This is a genomic window from Rhizobium sp. GCM10022189 (assembly GCF_042656325.1).
In the GTDB taxonomy this organism is placed as follows: Bacteria; Pseudomonadota; Alphaproteobacteria; order Rhizobiales; family Rhizobiaceae; genus Rhizobium.
In genome coordinates, this window is the sequence record NZ_JBHSOR010000049.1 from 360,685 (window position 1) to 383,804 (window position 23,120).

The following is a 23,120-nucleotide window of genomic DNA, read 5'->3' on the forward strand; positions in this document are numbered from 1 at the left end:
GAACTGGGGAACGCCTTGTTTAAGATCGCCAAAGCCAATGCTGCCGCACCTTTGATACCCGGCTCGCTGGACTACAATAATCACAATCACGACATGTTGGCGCAGTTCTCCGTATCCGAAAGCTGGATCGGAGACTTTTCGACCGGCGTAATAAAGCTCGGGGAGTGGAGCGCGATGCTGCACGGTCTCTCGGCGCAGGAATGCGGCCTTCTGAGCCTCGTGCGCTGCTACGACGGCAAGGACCGCAACCACGTGCTGCAACTCTTCGAACAGGCGGCCACGCTGTCCTCATCCTTCTGTTTTTCGACCACCATCATCATGCCGAACGGCTTCCGCCAGCCGCTCTTCTGCATGGGCGAGTCCAACGGGCTGGAAGAAAAGTACAGCGGCAGCATGGTCGGCGTTTTCGTCTTCCCCCGCTTCAAGCTGGAAGGTAGCAGCCAGATCGCCAGCCGCCAGTAAGCTGCCGGCACGATTTCAAGAAAAAGGCCGGTCTTGCGATCGGCCTTTTCTATTTTCGACGCCGAGCAAGGTGCTCAGACCGGCTTCACCGGAATGTTCAGCCCCTTCTCGCTCGCCGGGCGCGCAATGCAGCGCTGCAGCCAGTCCATGACGGCGGGGAATTTCGCATATTCCAGAACTTCGCGGCCGCCGTAGAAAATATCGGCGCCGCGGATCCACGGGAACGTGGTGATGTCGGCGATCGTGTATTCGTCGCCCATGATCCACTGGCGCCCCTGCAGACGATTTTCCAGGATGCCGAGCAGGCGCTTGGCCTCGTCGCGATAGCGCTCCACCGGGTAGGGATTGTTGGCGACCTTGTCGGCGGCGGCCTTGTAGAAATGGCCGAACTGGCCGAACATCGGGCCGATGCCGGCCATCTGGAAAAAGACCCACTGGATGGTTTCGTAGCGCCCCGCCGCATCGGCCGGAATGAGCTTGCCGGTCTTTTCCGCCAGATAGAGCAGGATGGCGCCGGATTCGAAAAGGCCTATCGGCTTTCTATCCGGACCGTTGGGATCTATGATTGCCGGAATTCGGCCGTTCGGGTTCAGCGAGACGAATTCAGCCGTCTTCTGGTCTGTCGTCGCGAAGGAGACATAGTGGGGCTCATAAGGCAGACCGAGCTCTTCAAGGGCTACCGAGATCTTCACGCCGTTCGGCGTCTGAAGCGAATAAAGCTGGATAATGTCGGGGTTTTTCGCCGGCCAGCGGCTGGTGATCGGAAATGCGGAAAGATCTGCCATCGGTTTCTCCTTGGGTGAGGTGGCGACCATAGAAGACCGCCGCCATGCAAGGCAAGCCGCCTGATCGTCTCCTATTAGTGAACAAACTGTCCGCTGCCGTTTATCTTTCCCTGACGCCGGAAAAAGGCGAAATAGGTTGCACACGAGGTCCAACACGGTACCGGGGCATCAAGACCTCAAGAGCCATTCAACGGAGCAACGTCCATGTCGAATACGAACAACGTCCTTATCCTTCTCGCCCGCATCCTCCTGTCCTTCATGTTCATTTTTGCCGGCTTCGGCAAAGTGACCGATCCGGCAGCCACCGCGGGCATGATCGCCGGCGCCGGCCTTCCGGCTTCGACCGCACTCACCTACCTTGCCGGCATTTTCGAACTCGTCATGGGCCTTTCGGTGCTCATCGGCTATCAGGTTCGTTACACGGGCTGGCTGATTGCCGCATTCTGCGTGTTCACCGGCATCGTCTTCCACCTGCCGACCGTCAACGTTCCTGACTTCCCGGCTGCGGCAAACGGCTGGATCAACGGCCTGAACTTCGTGAACTTCCTGAAGAACATCACGCTTGCCGGCGCCTATATCATGCTCGCCACCAACGGCGCAGGCGCCTATTCGCTCGACGCCCGCCGCGGCCCGCAGGCCGTCGCAGCCCGCTAACAAACGTCCTCGCATGCATGCAGAACCCGCCGTCGAAAGACGGCGGGATTTCTTTGTCAGAAAATCTGAAATCAGAGAACCGAGCGCACGGCCTCGACAATCGCGTTTGCCGTCGGCGTATCGGCATGGGCATCCTTGCGGGCGCGCACGAGGCAGGCTTCCGAGCGCAGGATGACGCCGTCGGAAAGCACCTTGAGGTGGTTGGCGCGCAGCGTCGAGCCGGTCGAGGTGATATCGACGATGATATCGGCCGAGCCGGAGGCAGGCGCGCCTTCGGTGGCGCCGAGGCTTTCGACGATGCGGTAGAGCTGGATGCCGTGCTGGCTGGAGAAGAACTGCTGTGTGAGCCGCCAATATTTCGTGGCGATCGCCAGGCGCCGGCCGTGACGGGCGCGGAAATCGGCGGCGACGTCAACGAGATCGGCCATCGTATCGACATCCAGCCAGATTTCCGGCACGGCCACGACGACATCAGCATGGCCGAAGCCGAGCCGGGCGCAGAATTCCACCCGCTTGTCGGCCTCCGCCAGCCCCTCGCGCACGAGGTCTTCGCCGGTGACGCCGAAATCGATCGAACCGTTGCCGAGTTCGCGGGAAATTTCCGAGGCCGAGAGGAAGGCGATTTCCACATCGTCCCAGCCTTCGACGCGGCCGCGATAGGAGCGGTCGTTGCCGACGGCATAGATTTTCAGGCCGGCGCGCTCGAAGATCGCCGAGCAGTCGTCCTTCATGCGGCCTTTGGAGGGAAGCGCGATCGTGATCGTCATGCGGCTGCCCTTTCGGTTTCGATACGGTCGAGCCAGAGGGAGAAGCCGACGGCGGGAATACGGTCCCTGGCGCCGAGGAAGGTCATCAGCCTGTCGAAACGGCCGCCACCGGCCAGAACAGCCGAAGAGCCTTCCACCATCACCTCGAAGACGAGGCCGGTATAATAATCGAGCGGACGGCCGAAAGCGGCACGGTATTCGATGAGCGAGAGATCGACGCCGGCATTGGAAAGCGCCGCCACGCGTCCGTCGAAACGTGCCAATGCGTTGCCGAGCTTCAGCCCTGCCGCATCGGCGAAATGCGCAAGCGATGCGGATGCGTTGACCAGCGGCACGTTGAGCGACAGGAACTGTTCCAGCACATGGAAGGCCGCGTCATCGAGACGGGTCTCGGAGAGCACGAGCTTTTCCTTGAGCCGCCGGGCAATTTCCTGCGGCGAGCGGCTGGCATTGGTGGAATAGCCGGTCGCCTGCATCGTCTCGTCGATATAGGCGATCAGCGGCGTCTCATCCTCGAGGCCAGCGAGGGCTGCGACCTTGTCGTCCAGGCCGGTGACGAATTGCGGGCTGACGAGGCTCGCCAGCAGGCTCTCGAGCCGGATCATGTTGCCGAAGGCGTGGATCAGCCGCTTCTGCCAGCCGAGCGGCAGGCCGAGCGCCTGCACCACGGCCTCGAACACGGCCTGATCGCCGATGGTGACGGAGAGTGGCCGGCCGGGCAGCAGGCGGCAGAGGATGCCGACGGCATCGCCGATCGCGCGGGCATCGGCGCTGGCAAGGTTGATATCGCCGAGGTCTTCGATGCCGGCCTGATAGAATTCGTTGCTGCCGTCCCGGCGCTGGCGGAAGACCTCGCCGAGATAGGAATAGCGCTTCGGCGTGCCCGTGGCGCTCTCGATATGGCGCAGACAGACGGGAATGGTGAATTCCGGGCGCAGGCACAGGCTGGCGCCGGTTTCGCTTTCCGTCATGAAGATGCGCCGGCGAAGATCTTCGCCGGCGATATCGAGAAAGGGTTCGGCCGGCTGGATGACCGGTGTGTCGATGCGCTCCGCCTTGCGGGCGGAAAACTCGTCCAGAAGCTCGCCGGAGAAATCAGGGAGGTTGATCAGGGGCATGGTTGTGCTCCGGGGTAAAGTCCCCTCCCCAACCCCTCCCCACAGGTGGGAGGGGTTAACTTGGAGCGCTCGCCCCGCGAAGTCAGAAACGTTGAGGGGTGAGCAAATGCTGCTTTGGGCCGGACGGTGCCACGATAAGCCCCTCCCCCTTGTGGGGAGGGGTTGGGGAGGGGTTTACTGCGCATTCGCAGCCCTCTTCCGGTCCTCCGCCTGGGCGGCGAGGATTTCCTTCACCTTGGCGATCAGATCAGCTTCGGCAACGGTTTCCTGGGCCACGCGCGCCTCGCGCCAGGTCGTGTTGTCCTCGATCTCGCCGGAGAGGCGCTTGCCCTCGATGAGATCCTTGATCTGGACGACGCCCTCAGCGCGCTCGTCGCCGCCCTGGATGATGGCGATCGGGCAGCCGCGGCGGTCGGCATATTTCAGCTGGTTGCCGAACTTCTTCCAGTTGCCCTGGAACATCTCGGCGCGGATGCCGGCGGCACGAAGCTGCTGCGTGAAGCGCTGGTAGCGGCCCATGGCCTCGACATCGCCATCCATGACGGTGACGAGGACCGGTTCGATAATGTCCTGCTGGCCGAGCTTGCCAAGGTTCTTCAGCGCCGTCATCAGGCGCGAGACGCCGATCGAGAATCCCGTCGCCGGAACCGGCTGGCCCATGAAGCGGGAAACGAGACCGTCATACCGGCCGCCGCCGCCGACGGAACCGAAGACGACCTTTTCGCCCTTTTCGTTGGTGACGTCGAAGAGCAGCTCGGCCTCGTAGACCGGGCCGGTATAATATTCGAGGCCGCGCACGACAGAGGGATCGATCTTGATGCGGTCGGACTGGTAACCGGCGCTGTTGACGAGCGCACCGATGAAATTCAGTTCCTCGACGCCTTCGACGCCCTTGCTCGTGCCGGCGACCAGCTCGGCGAGCTGGGCTGCACTTTCAGCATAATCCTTGATGCCGACGAAGAAGAGCACCTTGTCGATCTGGCTCTGGTCGAGGCCGGCACCCTTGGTGAAGTCACCGGACTCATCCTTGCGGCCGGGGCCGAGCAGCAGGGCCACACCTTCCGGGCCGAACTTGTCGAGCTTGTCGATGGCGCGCAGCACGTTGAGGCGCTGGCCGGCCTTGTCGTCGCCGCCGAGACCGATCGCTTCCAGCACGCCGTCCAGAACCTTGCGGTTGTTGACGCGGATCACATAGTCGCCGCGCTTGATGCCGAGCGCTTCCAGCGTATCGGACATCATCATGCACATTTCGGCATCGGCCTGGACGCCCGGCGCGCCGACCGTATCGGCATCGAACTGCATGAACTGGCGGAAACGGCCCGGACCCGGCTTCTCGTTGCGGAACACGTAGCCGGCGCGATAGGTGCGATAGGGAAGCTGGATCTCGTTGAAATTCTCGGCGACGTGACGGGCAAGCGGCGCCGTCAGGTCGTAACGCAGCGACATCCACTGCTCGTCGTCGTCCTGCAGCGAGAAGACGCCCTCGTTCGGGCGATCACTGTCGGGCAGGAACTTGCCGAGCGCGTCGGTATATTCAAGCAGCGGCGTTTCGACCGGATCGAAACCATAATGCTCGTAGACCTCGCGGATCTTCGCGGTCATTTCGTTGACGGCGCGGAGATCGGCTGCGGAGCGGTCGACGAAGCCGCGCGGAAGGCGGGCCTTGAGCTTTTGCGGTTTCTTCTGCTTGTCGTTCATTTCGGGGGATTTCCACATATGTGACAGTGGCGGTTTCCTAGCGGATTGGGCGGTTAGCGGCAAGGGCAAGGGTCTTGATATGGCGCCCAGAATCGATGGATCGATGCGGAAAGGACCTGTTGCCAGGATATCGCCATGATCGCGGAAGCGCTTCAGTATCTCGCCACGGCGGCGCTCACCGGCCGCGCCTACCGCCGCTTCGTGCGCTATTCGGTCAATCTCTGGTCGCGCGCCGGCCGTTGCGGGCGGGCCTGGGCGGCGCATGAGGCGAGCAGCAAGGACGCCATGCGGGCCGCGATGAGCGATCTTCGGCAGCGGCGAACCGCCGTCGTGCTCGGCTCCGGCCTGCTGAGGGACGTGCCGATCGGGGATCTGGCAGCAAGTTTCGATACGGTCGTGCTCGTCGATCTCGTGCATCTGGCCTCCGTGCGCCTGTGGCTGAAGGCCAAGGGCTACCGCAACGTGCGGCTGATCGAACGCGATCTCTCGGGTTATGACGACCTGAAGGCAGGGAGGGATGTGGAACCGCTCGGCTTCCTGCGCAGCGTGCCCTATCTCGATTTCGTCGTTTCCGCCAACCTGCTCTCGCAGATCGGCCGGGGAATCAAACGACGCTACGAGGCAGACGCCCCTTCGGACATGCCTGCGGACACGGTGGAACGTCTGATCGCGGCGCATATTCAGGGGCTTTCCGACCTGCCCTGCCGGACCTGCCTTGTGACCGACATTTCCTATGCCGTCATCGACCGCACCGGCAAAGTGCAGGAAGAAGCCGACCTGATGCATGGCGTGGCGCTACCCGAGGCGAAGGTCCGCTGAGACTGGCCCGTGGCACCGCTTGGCGAGGAGAGCCGCGACTACCAGATCGTTCACAAAGTCATTGCCGGCTGGTGAGCCGCTTGGCTTTTCATCCGCACCCGCCTATGTTTTGCCCATGCGCGCTTTCGCCCTCATAAGCATGATCTTCGCCTGGCTGGTCTACGGCACCCTGTCGGCATGGGCGGGCTGTCCGACCTGTGCCTCGATGACCATGCAGGTTCAGGCCAAGGCGAGCGTGGCGCATCACCACATGGAAGGCATGACGATGCCCGAGATGGCGGCCAAGGACAGATCCGCGAAGGACCCGTGCGCCACGGGTGTCGCCCATATGCCGCTTTGCGCGGCCTGCCTGGTGCTGCCGCCGGCCGATCTGCTTGCCGATGGCGGCAGGCATGTTTTCGCCTATCCTTCTCCGGCACTCGACCGAGCGCTGAGCGACAACAGGCCTGCACCGCAGGCGCCGCCTCCCCGTTTCGTCTGACGTCCCCTTCTTGAGAACGGCAGCCCTGCCGCCGCCAGAACCTATTGTCAGACAGAGGAAGGAATACTCATGTCTCTGAAAATCATCGCACTTTCCGCACTGATCGCCTTTGCCGCGCCGGCTTTCGCCGAGGATATGCCGGCCATGGACATGTCCAAGCACATGGGCGGCCACAGCCCGTCCAGCCAGGCCTTTACCGAGGCCAATGACAGGATGCACAAGGATATGATGATCAAACTGAGTGGCGATACCGATGTCGATTTCGTTCGCAGCATGATCCCGCATCACCAGGGAGCGATCGACATGGCCAAGATCGAGCTGCAATACGGGAAAGATCCCGAAATCCGCAAGCTTGCGGAAGGCGTCATCAAGGCGCAGGAAGCCGAAATCGCCGAAATGAATGCCTGGCTGAAGGCGCACGCGAAGTAATTCTTCGGTCCAAAATGCGAGGACCGCCGCGGGAACGGCGGTCCTTTGTTCAATCCGGTTTCGGCTTGATCAGGCCTTGGGCTCGAAATCGACCGGGCGGCGGGCGGCGGCCTGGCGGGTCAGCATCCAGCCCGGATATTCCGGTGCAAGCGCGCTCACCTCGTCGAGCCGTTTCATGTCGTCGGCATCGAGCTTCAGCTTGACGGCGGCAAGGTTCTGGTCGAGCTGGTCGACACGCTTGGCGCCGATGATGACGGTCGTCACGAAGGGCTTGGCGAGAATATAGGCCAGCGCCACGGTGGCGACGCTGACGCCATGTTTGCCGGCAATCTCGCGCATGACGGCAACGCAGGCCCAGGCGCGATCGCTGTCGACGGGCGGGAAGTCGAAATTGGCGCGGCGGCCCTCGCCGCTGCCCGGTGCGCCCGGGCCGTATTTGCCCGAGAGCAGGCCGCCGGCGAGCGGCGACCAGACCATGAGGCCGAGCTTTTCTTCTTGCAGGAGCGGCACGATATCGCGCTCGAGATCGCGGCCGGCGATCGAATAATAGGCCTGCACGGTCTCGAAGCGGGCATAGTCCCTGCGTTCGGAAATGCCGAGCGCCTTGGCGATGCGCCAGGCCTGCCAGTTGGACACGCCGACATAACGCACGAGGCCACGAGAGACGAGATCGTCGAGCGCACGCAGCGTCTCGTCGATCGGCGTGACCGGATCGGTGGCGTGGATCTGGTAGAGATCGATATGGTCGGTCTGCAAGCGCTCAAGGCTCGCCTCGACGGAATCCATGATATGGCCGCGCGAGGCGCCGCGGTCGTTCGGCTTGTCGCCCATGACACCGTAGACCTTGGTGGCGATGACGACATCCTTGCGCGGAACGCCGAGATTCTTCAGCGCCTGGCCGAGCAGGCGTTCGGATTCGCCAAAGGAATAAACGTCTGCAGTATCGATGAAGTTGACGCCGGCATCGAGCGAGCGCCGGACGATCTCATCGGCCGCCTTCTGGTCGACATCGGCGATGGCTCCCCACAGGGAGCCCTCCTTGGCTTCACCAAAAGTCATGGTGCCAAGGCAGATTTCAGATACGAAAAGTCCGGTATTTCCGAGTTGGTTGTAACGCATGTCGAGAAATTCCCTTGTGTCTGCCGCAATAGGGGCTTGCGGACTGCTGAACTCTATTTTTTGATTATTGGCCTGCGCGTGACAGGCACAGCCGGGGCTGGCTGCAAGGTGAGGCACCTCTCATGTAGGTCGCCGCCTCGCGTTTTTCAACGGAACGCCGATCCGTCGCGACCCGCGGCAACGCCCTTGTCTCGACACAGGCCGGGAATAGATTGCCTCTCATATTTATAAAGGTGCGCATATGACCGCCCGACCATTGACGACGATCGGCTTCGACGCCGATGATACACTCTGGCAGAACGAACATTATTACCGGCTGACAGAAGAGCATTTCCGCAGGCTTCTTGCCGATTTTGCCGAGAGCGCCACGATTTCCGAGCGGCTTCTCGAAGCGGAAAAGCGCAACCTCGCCCATTACGGATTCGGCATCAAGGGTTTCACCCTGTCGATGATCGAGACGGCGATCGAAATCACCGAGGGCAAGGTGCCGTCGAGCGTGATCGCCAAGATCCTCGATACCGGACGCGACCTTCTGTCCCATCCGGTCGAGACGCTGCCGCATGTGCGCGATACGCTGGAGACGCTGGCGGGGAAATATCTGCTGGTGCTGATTACCAAGGGCGACCTTTTCGACCAGGAGCGCAAGCTCGCCCAATCCGGGCTCGGCGATTATTTCGATGCGGTGGAGATCGTTTCGGACAAGACGGCCGTCACCTACCGGCGCATCTTCTCCAAAGTGGGGGACGGGCCGGAACGGGCGATGATGGTCGGCAATTCGCTGAAATCCGATATCGTGCCGGCCATCGCCGCCGGCAGTTACGGCGTCTTCGTGCCGCACGAACTGACCTGGGTGCTGGAACGCGTCGAGGAACCGAAGGAGGCGCCGCGCTTCCGCAAGATCGGCCATCTCGGTGAATTGCGCGGATTGATCGACACGCTGGAATAGGTTTTGCGCTACTGCCTCTTCGGAAAGAGCGACGGCCGCTCCTGTTGCTCGGGGGCGGGCTGTGACGGCTGGGGCGCGGCGGCAAGCGGCTCGATCAAAATGCTGTAGGGCGCGCCCAGCCCGCGGCGCGGGGAAACCTTGGAATAGTAGGGACGCAGCAGCCAGGTGGCATTTTCCTTGACCGTCGTCTCGTAGCTGGCGCCATCCTCGTCCGTGCCGAAAAAGGCCTCGTCATCCGGCTTCGACAGGTCGAAGATCGCCAGGAAAGCAAATTTGCTCTTGGTCTCGAAACTGATCCTGACATGCTGGCCGGCGCGGACCGGCAGCGTATAGACATGGCTGTTGCCGAACTTGGTCCAGCCCTTCAGCTGCATGGTGACGGCCGGAAACTGCAGCTTTTCCAGCTTCTCGCCGGGATCGAGCTGCGGCGTCTGCGCCAGGGCGGCGGAAGCGGAAAGGAAAAGTGCCGCGGCAAGGGCAAGAACAGGTTTCATGGGCGTACCAATGCAGCGCGCATCGCCTCCACTTCCGCGCGGCAGAAACAACCTTCGAGATGATCGTTGACGAGACCCATAGCCTGCATGAAAGCGTAAATTGTGGTCGGCCCGACAAAGGTCCAGCCGCGCTTCTTCAAATCCTTGGAAATCCTCACCGAGGTCGCCGTCGTCGGATTGGCGAGGATATGCTCGCGGTCGACAATTGCCGGCCGCTCCTCGGCACGCGGCTCATAGCTCCAGAAATAACGGGCGAGCGAGCCGAATTCATGTCTGAGGTCGATCGCGCGGCGCGCATTGTTGATGGTCGAAACGATCTTGCCGCGATGGCGGATGATGCCGGCATCGGCCAGGCACCGGGCGATATCCTCCTCGCCGAAGCGCGCCACTTTCTCGAAATCGAAGCCGGCGAAAGCAGCGCGGAAATTCTCACGCTTGCGCAGGATGGTCAGCCAGGACAGACCGGACTGGAAGCCCTCGAGGCAGATCTTCTCGAAGAGCCTGATATCGTCGGTGACGGGCCGGCCCCATTCCTCATCATGGTAGCGCAGATAGTCGGGCAGATTCGCATGCCAGTGGCAGCGCTTCCTGCCGTCTTCGCCTGTCACTATGCCGGTTTCGCTCATGTTTTCTTCTCGTTTCCTGCCTGCAAAGCCGGCTTTACCATTTGCAAACCTTCTTTCCAAACCGAACGATAACCCTGACGAAAAGTTTATCCGGCGCTTCGTCTTTTAATGAATCCGCATTTACCATTCGCTGGCGGGCGCGGTGGCAGCATGACCGCAGGCGGACAATTCCGCCAGCACATTTTCGGTCATTTGTAGAGAGTTCGTCCGATGATGAAACCCCTTGTCCTTGCCGCAGCCATGCTCGGCATTATCTCCACGGCCGCCCTTGCAGACGACCGATATGCCTCCCGCCCGCCCGTGGTGCTGAGCCCGGACCTGACCGCACCCTGGATCAACCAGCTCGGCGGCGGCCCGGTCCGACCGGTCGTCTATCAGCGGCCGGTCGTCGTGCAGCAGCGCGGCCTCTTCCAGCAGCGCCGCGCGATCATCCAGCGCGCGCCGCAGCCGGTGCCGCAGACCGTGTCGGCCGTCCGGCCCGGCATTCCGGTCATCCGCGGGCGGATCGAGCCGCAGTTCCTGCCGCAGGTCGTCGATTACGACACGAAGGAAAAAGCCGGCACCATCGTCATCGATACCAATAACCGCTTCCTCTATCTCGTCATGGATGGAGGCAAGGCTCGTCGTTATGGCGTCGGCGTCGGCAAGCCCGGCTTCGAATGGGCAGGCGCCCACAAGATCACCCGCAAGGCGGAATGGCCGGACTGGACACCGCCCTCGGACATGGTGAGCCGCGAAGCCGCCAAGGGCCATTACCTGCCGGCCCGCATGGATGGCGGCCCCGAGAACCCGCTTGGCGCGCGCGCCATGTATCTCGGCTCGACCCTCTACCGCATTCACGGCACCAACGCGCCCTGGACGATCGGCAGCGCCGTCTCCTCCGGCTGTATCCGCATGCGCAACGAGGATGTCGTCGACCTTTACGATCGCGTCAACGTCGGCACGCGCGTCATCGTGATGTAAAGAGCAAATAATAGGCAGCGGGCGGCAAGAACAGCGGCCCGCCGCGCTACAAAAAATCGTATCCCGCGCCTCTCCGACTTGAAATTCAAACCGATTTGACTAGCCTCTACGCGATCCTGAAGGAGAGGGTATAGAAAATGAAGCAGTTTCTTAGGCTCGCGGCGGCGGCAGCCGTTGCGCTGTCCTGTACGGTTGTGACTGTCAACGCCGAACCGGTCATGACCGCAACCGACGCCGTGCGGGGCGTCAAGCAGACCCGCGAGATCAAGCCGCAGTTCCGCAAGCGCGTGGTTCGCCTTGCCACCAGTGAAAAGCCGGGCACGATCATCGTCGATACCAACAACAAGTTTCTCTATCTCGTGGAAGGCAACAACCGCGCCACGCGCTACGGCATCGGCGTCGGGCGTGACGGCTTCGGCTGGTCGGGTGTCGTAACGATCGGGCGCATGGCCGAGTGGCCGAGCTGGACGCCGCCGGCGGAGATGCGCGCCCGCGAGGCCCGCGAAGGCCACAAGCTTCCGGCGGTTCAGCCCGGCGGCCCCGATAATCCGCTGGGTGCGCGCGCCATGTATCTCTACAAGGGCGGCCGCGACACGATCTTCCGCATTCACGGCACGAACCAGCCCTGGACGATCGGCCTCAACATGTCGTCCGGCTGCATCCGCATGATGAACGACGACGTGACGCATCTTTACAACCGCGTCTCCGTCGGCACCAAGGTCATCGTCGTCGGCCCCGGCAACAAGCAGGGCAACGTCGCCTTCCAGGACAAGGGCATCGATATCCTGCGCACCATGTTCGGCGGTTAAGCAACACTGCCTGCAAAAATGAAGGCGCACGCGCTGCGCCTTTCTCTTTGTTAAGTTCGTGACACAGAACTCTGCCACAGAATCGAACTGATAACCTTTTGGGTACTTCGGGGATATTCAATGGCATATAGATTGCGTCGTTCCACCTTGCTTCTGGCGGGCGTAGCGTTTTCCGCCCTGGCTTCGGTGGCTGGCACGGCTTCGGCCGAAGACCTGGAATTTTCCATTTACGGCGGCTACCAGACGGCGCCGCACAGCCATGTCGACGTTTCCGACGGCACTTCGTTCAGCGCCGGATGGGAAGGCAAGTCCTTCGGCAGCCCGCCCTATTACGGCGGTCGTGTTACCTGGTGGCTGGGCGACTTCAACCTGCCGAACTGGGGCGTCTCCGTCGACTACACGCATGACAAGGTCTATGCCGACGACGATACCATGGCGCGCACGCCCGGCTGGACGCATTTCGAATTCACCGACGGCCTGAACCTTCTGACCGTCAACGGCCTCTACCGCTTCAAGGACCCGGCCCGCCGCTGGACCCCCTATCTCGGCGCCGGCGTCGGCGTGAACATCCCGCATGTCGAAGTCACCCGTCCTCAGGGTACGACCTTCGACTACGAATTCGGCGGCGTGACCTTCCAGGCGCAGGCCGGCGTCGATTTCCGCGTTACCGACAACTGGTCGACCTTCGTGGAATACAAGGGCACCTATTCGCGCGTCGACGTTCCGATCGACAGCGGCGACCGCCTGAAGACGAATATCGTCACCAACGCGGTCAACGTCGGTATTTCCTACCACTGGTAATCCGGGCCAAGAGCCGCAAAGGCGCCTGGCGATTTTGCCGGACTTGCGCGCAACAATGAGATGATCTTGCGGGGCTATTTGGTGCCGCAGCTCACCTTGCCTTCGACGACGAAGAAGTTGGCCTTGTTTTCGAGCCGCAAGGCATAGGTGCCGCCGAAATTCGACGAAGTCTTGCCGTGCTGGCTGGCAAGAACCGCGAGATCCAGGGATTCGCTTTCCGCATCGGTACCGTCCGTGGCAAAGACTTCCAGGCGCAGATCGCCGTCGCGCGACCAGCGATTCGTCAGATCCTGCGATTCGAGGATCCGTTTGCCGAAGTTCTTGGATTTGTTGGCGTCCTTGAACATGAGCGCGCCGCGGAAATGGATCAGCTTGTGGCCGCCAGCGTCTTCAAAAGCGCTTTCGAGCGTAAAGCGCACATCCTTGTCGTCTGCAGAACAGAAATACCTGACGTCGGCCCGCGCCGCGCCAGCTGCGCCGAGCAATACGGCAAGCACCATCAATCCACGCCACATAGCCAAAGCTCCTGAGATCGCCGCCGAAATCGCCAATGAATCGGTGTTCTCAGGCTAGTGGCAAATCCCTTAATTTTTCAGGCACAGCACCACCATAAGCCCAATCCAGGAGCTCGACAGTGTGCAGAATCGGCGTCGCTGTGCCCGACCTTATCTGGGTGATACAGCCGATGTTGCCGGTGGCGACAATATCGGCCTTGGTCGCCTCGATATTCTTGACCTTGCGGGCCTTCAGTGCCGCGGAAATATCCGGCTGCAGGATGTTGTAGGTGCCGGCCGAGCCGCAGCAGAGGTGGCCTTCGGCCGGATCGCGCACGGTAAAGCCCGCCGCCTTGAGCAGGTGCTTCGGCGCCATGGTGATTTTCTGGCCGTGCTGCATGGAGCAGGCCGAATGATAGGCGACCGTAATGCCTTTCGGCATGTGTGCCGGCAGGTCAAGCCCGGCAAGATATTCGGTAATGTCCTTGGCAAGCGCCGAAACCCGCGCCGCCTTGCCGGCATAGGCGGGATCGAGGCGCAGCATGTGGCCGTAATCCTTGATCGTCGTGCCGCAGCCGGACGCGGTGATGATGATCGCGTCGAGGCCGCCGGCCTCGATCTCGCGGGTCCAGACGTCGACATTGGCGCGCGCGGAGGCGAGTGCCTGCTCTTCGCGTCCCATGTGATGGACGAGAGCGCCGCAGCAGGTCTCGCCCTCGGGGACGACCACTTCGACGCCGAGGCGGGTCAGAAGGCGGATCGTCGCCTCGTTGATGGCGGGGTCGAGAACGGGCTGGGCGCAGCCGGTGAGGATGGCGACGCGGCCGCGGCGCTCGGCCTGCGGCTCATGCCGGCCGGGCCTGGCGAAAGGCGACGGTGCGGGCACGCTCCGGGGCGCAAGCGCCAGCATGGCGGCAAAGGGCTTCAGTGCGGCGCCGCGCATCAGGCCGGCAAAGGGACGGCCGATACGGGCGAGCGCGAGTGCCGCGCGAAAACGGCCGGGATAGGGCAGCACCGCCGCCAGGATGGCGCGCGTCAGCCTGTCCATCAACGGCCGCTTATAGGTCTTTTCGATGTGAATCCGGGCGTGATCGACCAGATGCATGTAGTCGACGCCCGAAGGACAGGTCGTGGTGCAGGCGAGGCAGGACAGGCAGCGGTCGATATGGGTCGCCACTTCGGCATCGGCCGCACGGCCGTTTTCCAGCATGTCCTTGATGAGATAGATGCGCCCGCGCGGGCTGTCGAGTTCGTTGCCGAGGGTGACATAGGTCGGACAGGTGGCGGTACAGAAGCCGCAATGGACGCATTTGCGCAGGATCTGCTCGGATTCGGCCACATGCGGATCGGCCAGCTGGGCGAGCGTGAAATTGGTCTGCATGTCAGTATCCCGCCATCTTCCCGGGATTGAAGATCCCTGCCGGATCGAATTTTTCCTTCACCCGGCGCGACAGCAAGGCAACCGCCGCCTCCTCCGGGTGGAACGCCGATATCGCCGCCCTCGCCGCAGCCGGCGCACGCATCAGCGTCGCATGGCCGCCGCCGAGCGCCTTGACGAAACGGCGGACGAGATCGGCCTCGGGATCGGCTTCCATGCGCATCCAGACGAGGCCGCCCTGCCAGTCGTAGAAGGCGTCGACACCGGCTTCGAGCCTCAGCGCTGCCACCAGCTGGTGGCCGATGGCGGGCGCCACCGAAACGCGCCAGACAGGGCGCGCGGTTGCGTCGGCATAGGGTGCGACGTCGCGGATTTCCCGCCAGAGCTGGCGGCTTGCCGCCGGATCGAGCCTCACGGCCTGCCCGAAGGGCGCCATGGCCGACAGAAGCTTGGCTGCCCGCGATTCCACCGAGCCGGGCAGGCCCTCGATGCGCAACACCGTTGCCTCGCCCTCCGGCAGTCTGCCGGAAAGGAATTTCCAGGTGACGGTCAAAGGCAGATGCGCGGCACCCGACACTTCCACCGGCAGAGCCATGGCCGCCGCCATCGCATGTGCGGCCTCGGCATCGTTGAGGCCGGAGATGACGACGGTTTCCTCGGTCTTGGGGCGCGGCGGCACGCGGAACGTCACCTCCGTCAGGAAGCCGAGCGTGCCATGCGAACCGGCAAGCAGCTTCACCAGATCGAGGCCGGTGACATTCTTCATCACCCGGCCGCCGGCCTTGACGATCTCGCCCCTGCCGTTGACGAAACGGATGCCAAGCAGGCTGTCGCGCGCAGCCCCCGCCACGAAACGGCGCGGGCCGGAGACATTGGCCGCAAAGACGCCGCCGATCGTCGGCTCGCCGGCAGTCCCCATGAGAGCGCGATGATCCATGGGCTCGAAGGCGAGCATCTGGCCGTTTTCGGCAAGGGCGGCCTCGACCTCGGCCAGCGGCGTGCCCGCCCTTGCGGTCATCACCATCTCGCCGGGATTGTAGGCGACGATACCGGTGAGGCCGGTCGAGCGCAGGCGATCGTCCGCCTTGACGACATTGCCGAAACCGGAGCGCGTATCGCCGCCGCAGATCGCGAGCGGACGGCCCTGATCGGCATAGGCGCGGACCAGCACCGCGGCCTCCTCTTCGCTTGCCGGCACCAGATCGATCATGCAGCCGAACGCCCCTCGAGCGGAAAGACCTTGGACGGGTTCAGCAGCCATTGCGGATCGAAGGCGGATCTGGCGGCCATCTGCTGGGCAAGATCGGCCTCGGAATACTGGTGGCGCATCAGGTCCCGTTTTTCGATGCCGACGCCGTGCTCGCCGGTCAGGCAGCCGCCGGCATCGACGCAGAGTTTGAGGATATCGTTGCCGGCCGCTTCCGCCCTTGCCGCGTCTTCGGGATCGTTGGCATTGAAAAGGATCAAGGGATGCATGTTGCCGTCGCCGGCGTGGAAGACATTGGCGACGCGCAGGCCGTAGCTTGCGACGATCTCAGAGGTCCGCTGCAGCACGAAGGACAGCTGGCTCAGCGGCACCGTGCCGTCCATGCAGATATAGTCGGCAATGCGGCCGGTGGCGCCGAAGGCGGATTTGCGGCCCTTCCAGATCAACGCCGCTTCGGTTGCCGACTGGCATTCGCGTACCGTCTTGACGCCGTGTTTGCGGGCGATATCGACGATGCTTTTCAGCATGTCGTCCATTTCCGTTTCCGATCCCTCGACCTCGACGATCAGCAGCGCCCCGACATCGAGCGGATAGCCGGCATGGGCAAAGGCCTCGCAGATTTCGATTGCCGGCTTGTCCATGAATTCGATGGCAACCGGGATGATGCCGGCGGCAATGACATCGGCGACACAGCGGCCGGCCTCTTCCGAGCTTTCGAAACCGAACAGCACGGGACGGGCGCCCTCCGGCTTGGCGATCAGGCGCACCGTCGCTTCGGTGACGATGCCGAGCTGGCCCTCATGGCCGCAGACGAGGCCCAGCAGATCGTAGCCGGCCGCATCGAGCGCCTTGCCGCCGAGCTCAACGACGGTGCCGTCGGTCAGCACCATCTTGACGCCGAGCAGGTTGTTGGTCGTCACGCCATATTTCAGACAGTGGGCACCACCCGAATTCATGCCGATATTGCCGCCGATCGTACAGGCAAGCTGTGAACTCGGATCGGGCGCATAGAAGAAACCGTCCGCCGAGACGGCTTCGGAAATGTTGAGATTGGTCACACCCGCCTGGACGGTGGCGCAGCGATTGGCGAAATCGATATCCAGGATGCGGTTCATCTTCGACAGGCCGAGCACGACGGCATCTTCCTGCGGGATCGCGCCGCCGGAAAGCGAGGTGCCGGCGCCGCGCGGGACGACCGGGATGCCGTAGCGATGACAGTATTTCATCACCGTTGCCACTTCCGCCGTCGAGCGCGGCAAAGCGACGGCAAGCGGCAGGCGGCGGTAGGAAACGAAGGCATCGGTCTCGAACGGCACGAGTTCGCGCGCTTCGTGGATCAGGCATTCGGGCGGCAGGAGATCGACGAGATCGGCGACGATTTCCTTGCGGCGGGCAAGGACTTCGGGGCGCGGAGCGAGAAACGAAATGGCGTCGGACATGGCGATCTCCCTCGGCCAACATGACGGAAGCCGGCGACAAATCCTCCCTGTGACCGGTTCTTTCGGCTTAGCACTTTCCCGAAACCGGCGCAAATGTTAAGCACTTATGCCAAAAAGGGAAAAAGTTGTAAAAGCTTATGACCAATCTGGGTGATCTCGAAATCTTTGCCAAGGTCGTCTCGACCGGCAGCATGTCGCTTGCCGGGCGCGCGCTCGGCTTTTCTCCGGCCGTCGTTTCCAAGCGCATCAAACGGCTGGAGGACCGGCTCGGCACAAGGCTCCTGCAGCGCACGACGCGGCAGATTTCGCTGACGGAAGCCGGCCAGGGCTTCTACGACCGCGTGCTCGGCATCCTGGCGGGACTGGAAGAGGCGGAATTCTATATTTCCGGCCGCTCGGCGCAGATGCACGGAACGCTGAAGATCTCCGCTCCCACTTCCTTCGGGCGCATGCATATCGCGCCGCATCTGAAGGCTTTCATGGAAGCGCATCCGGAACTTGCGATCAACCTGGTGCTGACCGACGAGTTCAGCGATATTGTCGGCGGCGGCTTCGACCTCGCCATCCGGATTGCGGAACTGACCGATTCGAGCCTCGTCGCGCGCCGGCTCGCTCCCGTGCGCCGGGTGCTCTGCGCCTCGCCGGATTATATTGCGGCCCATGGCATGCCCAAACATATCGAAGAGCTGAAACAGCACCGCTGCCTGCCGGCCCACAACAACGACGTCTGGCGGCTGGACGGACCGGACGGCGCCTTCAGCCTGCGGCCCGAGGGCATGCTGATCACCAATTCCAGCGAGGTCATCCGAGAGACGGTCATTGCCGGCCTCGGCATCGCGCTGCGCTCCACCTGGGATATCGGCGAGGAGCTGAAGAACGGCAGGCTGGTGCAGGTGCTGCCTGATTATGAAGGCTCGCACAATGTCACGCTCTCGGCGGTCTATCCGAGCCGGCAGTTCCTGCCGGCCAAGGTGCGTCTGTTCATCGATTTTCTGGCAGAGCTCTACGGCCCCGTTCCCTATTGGGAACGCTGAGGTCACACAGACCCGCGACTACCGTGCCGGCCTCTCGATGACGAGATCGAGCAGCGCCCTCAGCCGCGCGGCGCAGCGCTTCGCCGAGATCGACGGGTTCGATGGCCCTGGATTGCTTTAGCGCGCCAGGTCCAGATAGGCGTTCGCCACCATCGCATCGATATCCGCAGGCACGGGCACGATGCAGGATTCGGGGCCGACACCGCCCTTTGCCACGCGCTCCAGGCAGCGGGCCTGCAGGGTGAAGCCGAGATCCATGGATTCGACCGAATTGCCGAGCGGGCGCGGACCGGCGAGATTGGCCATGTGGCCGCCGCCGAGCACATGGAAGGTTCGGCCGTCCTTCAGGTGAAAGGTCTCGATATGGTCGGCCTCGTAGCGGTCGATGCCGATGACGTCGGCATGGCTGCGGAAGGCGGATAGATCGATCTCATGCGGGAAATGGCCGCCGTTCATCAGGATCGCACCGTCCTTGATGAGCGGCAGGTCGGCGGCGGTGACGATATCGGGAAAACCTGTCACGGTGGCGATAATGTCGGCAGAGCGGATCGCCTGTTCGCGCAGCGGCGTGACGAAGCCGTCGAGATGCGCCTCCAGGCTGGTGACGGGGTCGATATCGACGACGCTCACCGTCGAAAAGGCGTTGCGGAAGCAGGCGGCCGTGCCCTTGCCGCAGGCGCCGTAGCCGAAGACGGTCACGCGCTTGCCGTTGGTCGAGCGGTTGGTGAAGCGCATGTAGCTTTCGAACAGGCTCTGGCCGACGGCGTGCCTGTTTTCGGCGAATTGCTTGATGGGGCTGTCATTGATGACGAGGATCGGCATGGCCAGTTTCTCGCGCATCGGGACGAGCCGGTTGCGGCCGGAAGTCGTTTCTTCCGTGCCGCCGAGCAGGTCGGCATAGGGCCTGCCGGCGGCAATCGCGAAAAGATCGCCGCCATTGTCCAGCAGCAGATCCGGCTTTTCGGCGATCACGGCTTCAAGGCTCTGGCGATGCGCCACGGGATCGGTTGTCTGGGTCGCAAAAACGGTCATGCCCTGCGACCGCAGGAAATCGACGGTTGCCGGCTGCGTGCTGTTGAGGTTGCCGGTGCAGACGAGGCGCGCGCCGCCGGCCCTGAGCGTCATCAGCAGAGCGACCGTCTTCGGCTCCAGATGAATGCCCGTGCCGATAGACAGGCCGTCAAAGGGCCGCGTCTTTTCGAATTCCGTCGCGGTTTTCTTCAATAACCGGCAGCCGTTGCCGATCCAGTCGATGCGTGTTGCAGCTTTTTCCATCTCATGCCCCTTTCGCCTCCCTCTGGTCTAACGGAGGGAAGATCGGGCCGGCATGGAGATATTTCTGGTGAAAGGGCAGAAAAACTGCCCTTTCTCATGCGCTGCCCGAGCGCAACAGCCAGTTGCGGAGCGCCACGAGGGCCGGACGTTTTGCATCGGGGATGCGGCAGCAGAGGCTGTAGCCCGCCGGGCGGCGAATGAAGCCATAGGGGGCGACCAGGATGCCGCGGTTGAGGTCGTCCTCGATCGAGGCTTTCGGCGCCAGCGCAACGCCGAGGCCGGACCGGGCCGCACCCAGCGCCAGAAGCAGGTCCTCGAACTCGCGCCGGCGGGCAAAGGCAACCGGGGGCGTGCCGCTTTCGGCAAACCATTCGGCCCAGAGTCCTGGCGCGCTGCGGCTTGCCAACATGGCGACGTCGGCCAGGGCTTCGGGCCTGCCCGCAAGTTCCCGCGCAAGCGCCGGCGTCGCAACCGGGCCGAACTCGTCCTCCATGAAGCGCGTTTCCACCGTGCCGGCCGAGGAGCGCTGCTCGCCGCCCATGATGACGGCGTCGAAATCCGGATGCCGGGACAGCGGCTCGACGACGGTCATCGGCACGATATCGACCTCGACACTGCCCAGGCTTGCCTGCATGTCGGCTGCGCGCGGCATCAGCCACCAGACGGCGAAGGCCGAAGGCACGCCGAGGCGGATGGCCTGCCTGCCCGCCTCCTCGAATTCATCGGCGGCGCGTTTCAAGATGGTCAGGGCAGTACCGGCCGCCTCGGCGAGGGCGCTTGCCCTCTCGGTCGGAAGGAGCCTGCGACCATCGCGCACGAAGAGCTTGCTGCCGAGGTGATCTTCGAGCGTTGCGATCTGCTGGCGCACGGCGCCGCGCACCACGCCCAGCTCTTCGGCCGCCCTCACAATGCTGCCGTGCCGGCAGACGGCTTCAAAGGCGCGGATCGCATTCAAGGGCGGAAGTCGCATAGTTACCACATTCCAGAAAATCGCGGTGGATCACCTGATCTCAGCATTGAACGGAATGCAAGATCTGACCATATTGTACAGGTGTGCAAGGCGACGCATTCGAGACAGGAAATGGCGGAATTCCCGAACCTGTCCCGCTTCGATTTTTCCTATGTACGTACAATGAACCAAATCGTAATTGTTTTGCTTTGCACGTATGGATCGCGCAAGCTTTTCATATGATACTAATATAACAGCGACTCAGACAAAGACCCTAAAGGTGACCCGACAATTGACCCTTCTCGCCCGCCTGGCTTCCGATGTGCAACTCATGTTCCGGCGTCCGCCGCGACAGCAGTACGCCGCGCTCTGCTACCGGGTGAAAAAGAAGACGGGCGATGTCGAGGTTCTGCTGATGACGAGCCGCGACACCGGTCGCTGGGTGATCCCCAAGGGCTGGCCGATGGCGCGCAAGCACGCCTATGAGGTGGCAGCCCAGGAAGCCTTCGAGGAGGCCGGCATACGCGGGACGGTCGAAACCGAAACGTTCGGCCACTACAGCTACCCGAAGGTTCTGCGCGACGGCCTGAAAGTGACCTGCAAGGTTCAGGTCTTTGCCCTTGAGGTGACGGGTGTGGCGAAAAACTTCAAGGAAAAGGGCGAACGGACCATCGAGTGGGTTTCCTGCGACGAGGCCGTGAAGCGCGTGAACGAACCCGACCTGCGCAACCTCTTCCTTGCCTTCAAGCGGCGCATGGCGGAGCGGCTTTCCGGCACTCTGCCGAAACAAATTCCGGCGGAATGAGTATTGCCATCTTGCGCTGCTAAAAAGAGCAGCGCAAAAGCAGGGCACCGCCGGGAAAGAGAATGCCGCAACGTAACCCAGTCCTGACCAAACGTACGCTTGATAAGGATCTCGACAAGGTCACGCATGTCGAGGATGCGGCGAAGTATGTCGCGCGACGGCTGGTGGCACCGGGGCTTGGCCTGATCTTTCTCGGCCTCGCCATGCTTTTTGCCGGCGTCTATGTGTTCGACAGGTCCGGCGCGGTGCTGGTGGTCGCGGCCGCGGCACTTGCCGCCTACATGGCCCTGAATATCGGCGCCAACGACGTGACCAACAATGTGGGCGCTGCCGTCGGGGCGCGCGCCATCACCATGAAGCAGGCGCTGATCGTCGCCGCGATCTTCGAGGTTCTGGGCGCGACGATCGCCGGCGGCGAGGTCGTCAAGACCATTTCCTCCAGCATCGTCGATACGGTGCAGGTACCGCAGGCGACGCTCGGCTGGATCATGATGGCGGCGCTGACGGCCGCCGCATTGTGGATCAACCTCGCCACCTGGATGAACGCACCGGTTTCGACGACGCACGCGATCGTGGGTGCGGTGATCGGCGCGGGCATCGGCGCGGTCGGATTCGAGCCGGTCAACTGGCGGGTGATGCTGGAAATCACCGTAAGCTGGATGACGTCGCCGCTGTTTGGCGGGCTGATCGCCGCCGGACTGCTCTACCTGGTCAAAACCCTCATCGTCTATCGTGAGGACAAGATTGCCGCCGCCCGGCGCTGGGTCCCGGTGATGATCGCCGCCATGGCCGGCGGCTTCATGGCCTATATGATGCTGCAGCTCGCGCCGGAGGGCCGATATCCGGCGCTGACGATCCTTCTGGTCGGAATCGGCACCGGGCTCGTCAGCTGGCTGGCTGTGCGGCCCCTCATCCTGCGACAGGCGGAAAACCTGGAGAACCGCAACAGCTCGCTTCGGACACTCTTCCACTTTCCGCTGGTGGGTTCGGCCGCCCTGCTTTCCTTCGCGCATGGCGCAAACGACGTTTCCAACGCTGTCGGCCCGCTCTCGGCCATCGTCCATTCGGCCGGCATCGCCAATGGCGGCGCCGTCGGCCAGCCGCCGCTCTGGGTCATGCTGATCGGCGCCTTCGGAATTTCGGTCGGTCTCCTGCTTTTCGGGCCACGCCTCATCCGGCTCGTCGGCGAGGAGATCACCAAGCTCAATCCGACACGGGCCTATTGCGTGGCGCTTTCGACCGCCTTTACCGTCATTGCCGCCTCATGGCTCGGCCTGCCGGTTTCCACCACGCATATCGCCGTCGGCTCGGTCTTCGGCGTCGGCTTCTTCCGCGAGTGGTACACGCGCCATTCGAAGCGCCGCATCGAATTCATCCGCCGCAAGGCCGAGACCTGGGAAATCGACGAGCCGGAGCCGAACGTCCACGAAGTGCGCAGGCGCTATCTCGTCCGCCGCTCACATTTCATGACGATCCTCGGCGCCTGGATCATCACCGTGCCGGTTTCCGCCGCGCTTGCGGCCCTGATTTATTGGGCTATGTTCGCGCTCTTCATTTGAGTCAGGGTT

Annotated in this window: 24 protein-coding genes and 1 pseudogene; 12 read left to right on the forward strand and 13 right to left on the reverse strand. The window is 62.8% G+C overall.

Annotated features, from left to right (window positions below; all coding sequences use genetic code 11):
• The first annotated feature begins 15 nt into the window (after positions 1-15).
• On the forward strand, positions 16-462 hold the full coding sequence (locus ACFPWW_RS22855; RefSeq protein WP_112571057.1) for a hypothetical protein: 447 nt from the start codon (positions 16-18) through the stop codon (positions 460-462).
• Between the two features lie 74 nt (positions 463-536).
• Here the strand turns inward: ACFPWW_RS22855 and ACFPWW_RS22860 are convergent, their stop codons facing one another.
• Entirely contained in the window at positions 537-1,247 is a 711-nt protein-coding gene (locus ACFPWW_RS22860; protein ID WP_377313292.1) for a glutathione binding-like protein, read from the reverse strand.
• A 204-nt stretch (positions 1,248-1,451) separates the two neighbouring features.
• Between ACFPWW_RS22860 and ACFPWW_RS22865 the strand changes: the two genes are divergently transcribed.
• Positions 1,452-1,901 carry a DoxX family protein gene (locus ACFPWW_RS22865; protein WP_112571002.1) on the forward strand — a complete coding sequence of 150 codons (450 nt, stop codon included), beginning with the start codon at positions 1,452-1,454 and terminating at the stop codon, positions 1,899-1,901.
• Between the two features lie 71 nt (positions 1,902-1,972).
• On the opposite strand, the gene hisG is transcribed toward ACFPWW_RS22865, so the two are convergent.
• The 3 genes from hisG to hisS form a co-directional block, all read right to left on the reverse strand.
• Positions 1,973-2,668, reverse strand: a complete 696-nt coding sequence (gene hisG / locus ACFPWW_RS22870; protein WP_112571000.1) for an ATP phosphoribosyltransferase — start codon at positions 2,666-2,668, stop codon at positions 1,973-1,975.
• Positions 2,665-3,786 (reverse strand): ATP phosphoribosyltransferase regulatory subunit, encoded by a 1,122-nt coding sequence (locus ACFPWW_RS22875; RefSeq protein ID WP_112754882.1) that lies wholly within the window; start codon positions 3,784-3,786, stop codon positions 2,665-2,667. Before ACFPWW_RS22875 ends, hisG begins: the two co-directional genes overlap by 4 nt.
• Before the next feature lie 174 nt (positions 3,787-3,960).
• Positions 3,961-5,484: a histidine--tRNA ligase gene (gene hisS, locus ACFPWW_RS22880; RefSeq protein ID WP_377313295.1), complete on the reverse strand. Its 1,524-nt coding sequence runs from the start codon at positions 5,482-5,484 to the stop codon at positions 3,961-3,963.
• 135 nt (positions 5,485-5,619) lie between these two features.
• Between hisS and ACFPWW_RS22885 the strand changes: the two are divergent.
• The 3 genes and pseudogenes from ACFPWW_RS22885 to ACFPWW_RS22895 all read left to right on the forward strand — a co-directional run bounded on the left by ACFPWW_RS22885 (position 5,620) and on the right by ACFPWW_RS22895 (position 7,213).
• Positions 5,620-6,378: pseudogene (locus ACFPWW_RS22885) on the forward strand (hypothetical protein).
• 40 nt (positions 6,379-6,418) lie between these two features.
• Positions 6,419-6,784 (forward strand): hypothetical protein, encoded by a 366-nt coding sequence (locus ACFPWW_RS22890; RefSeq protein ID WP_377313297.1) that lies wholly within the window; start codon positions 6,419-6,421, stop codon positions 6,782-6,784.
• Positions 6,785-6,853: 69 nt separating this feature from the next.
• Positions 6,854-7,213: a DUF305 domain-containing protein gene (locus tag ACFPWW_RS22895; protein WP_377313299.1), complete on the forward strand. Its 360-nt coding sequence runs from the start codon at positions 6,854-6,856 to the stop codon at positions 7,211-7,213.
• A 69-nt stretch (positions 7,214-7,282) separates the two neighbouring features.
• Here ACFPWW_RS22895 and ACFPWW_RS22900 read toward each other — a convergent pair whose 3' ends face one another.
• Positions 7,283-8,332 (reverse strand): aldo/keto reductase, encoded by a 1,050-nt coding sequence (locus ACFPWW_RS22900; RefSeq protein ID WP_377313301.1) that lies wholly within the window; start codon positions 8,330-8,332, stop codon positions 7,283-7,285.
• 241 nt (positions 8,333-8,573) lie between these two features.
• Between ACFPWW_RS22900 and ACFPWW_RS22905 the strand changes: the two genes are divergently transcribed.
• Complete coding sequence (locus ACFPWW_RS22905; RefSeq protein ID WP_377313303.1) at positions 8,574-9,278, forward strand: HAD family hydrolase; 705 nt, start codon at positions 8,574-8,576, stop codon at positions 9,276-9,278.
• An 8-nt stretch (positions 9,279-9,286) separates the two neighbouring features.
• On the opposite strand, the gene ACFPWW_RS22910 is transcribed toward ACFPWW_RS22905, so the two are convergent.
• Entirely contained in the window at positions 9,287-9,772 is a 486-nt protein-coding gene (locus ACFPWW_RS22910; RefSeq protein ID WP_377313305.1) for a hypothetical protein, read from the reverse strand.
• Positions 9,769-10,398: a DNA-3-methyladenine glycosylase I gene (locus ACFPWW_RS22915; protein ID WP_112754876.1), complete on the reverse strand. Its 630-nt coding sequence runs from the start codon at positions 10,396-10,398 to the stop codon at positions 9,769-9,771. The genes ACFPWW_RS22910 and ACFPWW_RS22915 overlap by 4 nt, the downstream gene beginning before the upstream one ends.
• 210 nt (positions 10,399-10,608) lie before the next feature.
• Here ACFPWW_RS22915 and ACFPWW_RS22920 point away from each other — a divergent pair, with 210 nt between their 5' ends.
• The 3 genes from ACFPWW_RS22920 (at position 10,609) to ACFPWW_RS22930 (ending at position 12,971) form a co-directional block, all read left to right on the forward strand.
• Positions 10,609-11,361: a L,D-transpeptidase gene (locus ACFPWW_RS22920; RefSeq protein WP_377313307.1), complete on the forward strand. Its 753-nt coding sequence runs from the start codon at positions 10,609-10,611 to the stop codon at positions 11,359-11,361.
• Between the two features lie 137 nt (positions 11,362-11,498).
• Positions 11,499-12,170, forward strand: coding sequence for a L,D-transpeptidase (locus tag ACFPWW_RS22925; protein ID WP_112570980.1), 672 nt, complete (start codon positions 11,499-11,501; stop codon positions 12,168-12,170).
• A gap of 120 nt (positions 12,171-12,290) precedes the next feature.
• On the forward strand, positions 12,291-12,971 hold the full coding sequence (locus ACFPWW_RS22930; RefSeq protein WP_112754873.1) for an outer membrane protein: 681 nt from the start codon (positions 12,291-12,293) through the stop codon (positions 12,969-12,971).
• Positions 12,972-13,045: 74 nt separating this feature from the next.
• On the opposite strand, the gene ACFPWW_RS22935 is transcribed toward ACFPWW_RS22930, so the two are convergent.
• Genes ACFPWW_RS22935 through ACFPWW_RS22950 form a run of 4 tightly spaced genes read right to left on the reverse strand, consistent with a single transcriptional unit; the run spans position 13,046 to position 17,489 of the window.
• Entirely contained in the window at positions 13,046-13,486 is a 441-nt protein-coding gene (locus ACFPWW_RS22935) for a hypothetical protein (protein WP_112570977.1), read from the reverse strand.
• A gap of 49 nt (positions 13,487-13,535) precedes the next feature.
• Complete coding sequence (glcF, locus tag ACFPWW_RS22940) at positions 13,536-14,846, reverse strand: glycolate oxidase subunit GlcF (RefSeq protein ID WP_377313310.1); 1,311 nt, start codon at positions 14,844-14,846, stop codon at positions 13,536-13,538.
• Position 14,847: 1 nt separating this feature from the next.
• Entirely contained in the window at positions 14,848-16,053 is a 1,206-nt protein-coding gene (gene glcE, locus ACFPWW_RS22945) for a glycolate oxidase subunit GlcE (protein ID WP_377313312.1), read from the reverse strand.
• Positions 16,050-17,489: an FAD-linked oxidase C-terminal domain-containing protein gene (locus ACFPWW_RS22950; RefSeq protein WP_112759327.1), complete on the reverse strand. Its 1,440-nt coding sequence runs from the start codon at positions 17,487-17,489 to the stop codon at positions 16,050-16,052. Before ACFPWW_RS22950 ends, glcE begins: the two co-directional genes overlap by 4 nt.
• Before the next feature lie 137 nt (positions 17,490-17,626).
• Between ACFPWW_RS22950 and ACFPWW_RS22955 the strand changes: the two genes are divergently transcribed.
• A complete protein-coding gene (locus tag ACFPWW_RS22955; RefSeq protein WP_377313314.1) occupies positions 17,627-18,523 on the forward strand; it encodes a LysR family transcriptional regulator in 897 nt (298 codons plus the stop codon).
• A gap of 117 nt (positions 18,524-18,640) precedes the next feature.
• Here ACFPWW_RS22955 and ACFPWW_RS22960 read toward each other — a convergent pair whose 3' ends face one another.
• Both ACFPWW_RS22960 and ACFPWW_RS22965 read right to left on the reverse strand, forming a co-directional pair.
• Positions 18,641-19,798 (reverse strand): adenosylhomocysteinase, encoded by a 1,158-nt coding sequence (locus tag ACFPWW_RS22960; RefSeq protein WP_377313316.1) that lies wholly within the window; start codon positions 19,796-19,798, stop codon positions 18,641-18,643.
• Between the two features lie 94 nt (positions 19,799-19,892).
• On the reverse strand, positions 19,893-20,768 hold the full coding sequence (locus ACFPWW_RS22965; RefSeq protein ID WP_112759324.1) for a LysR substrate-binding domain-containing protein: 876 nt from the start codon (positions 20,766-20,768) through the stop codon (positions 19,893-19,895).
• A gap of 271 nt (positions 20,769-21,039) precedes the next feature.
• Between ACFPWW_RS22965 and ACFPWW_RS22970 the strand changes: the two genes are divergently transcribed.
• On the forward strand, positions 21,040-21,552 hold the full coding sequence (locus ACFPWW_RS22970) for an NUDIX hydrolase (RefSeq protein ID WP_112570959.1): 513 nt from the start codon (positions 21,040-21,042) through the stop codon (positions 21,550-21,552).
• Positions 21,553-21,614: 62 nt separating this feature from the next.
• Entirely contained in the window at positions 21,615-23,111 is a 1,497-nt protein-coding gene (locus ACFPWW_RS22975) for an inorganic phosphate transporter (protein WP_377313318.1), read from the forward strand.
• Positions 23,112-23,120: the final 9 nt, after the last annotated feature.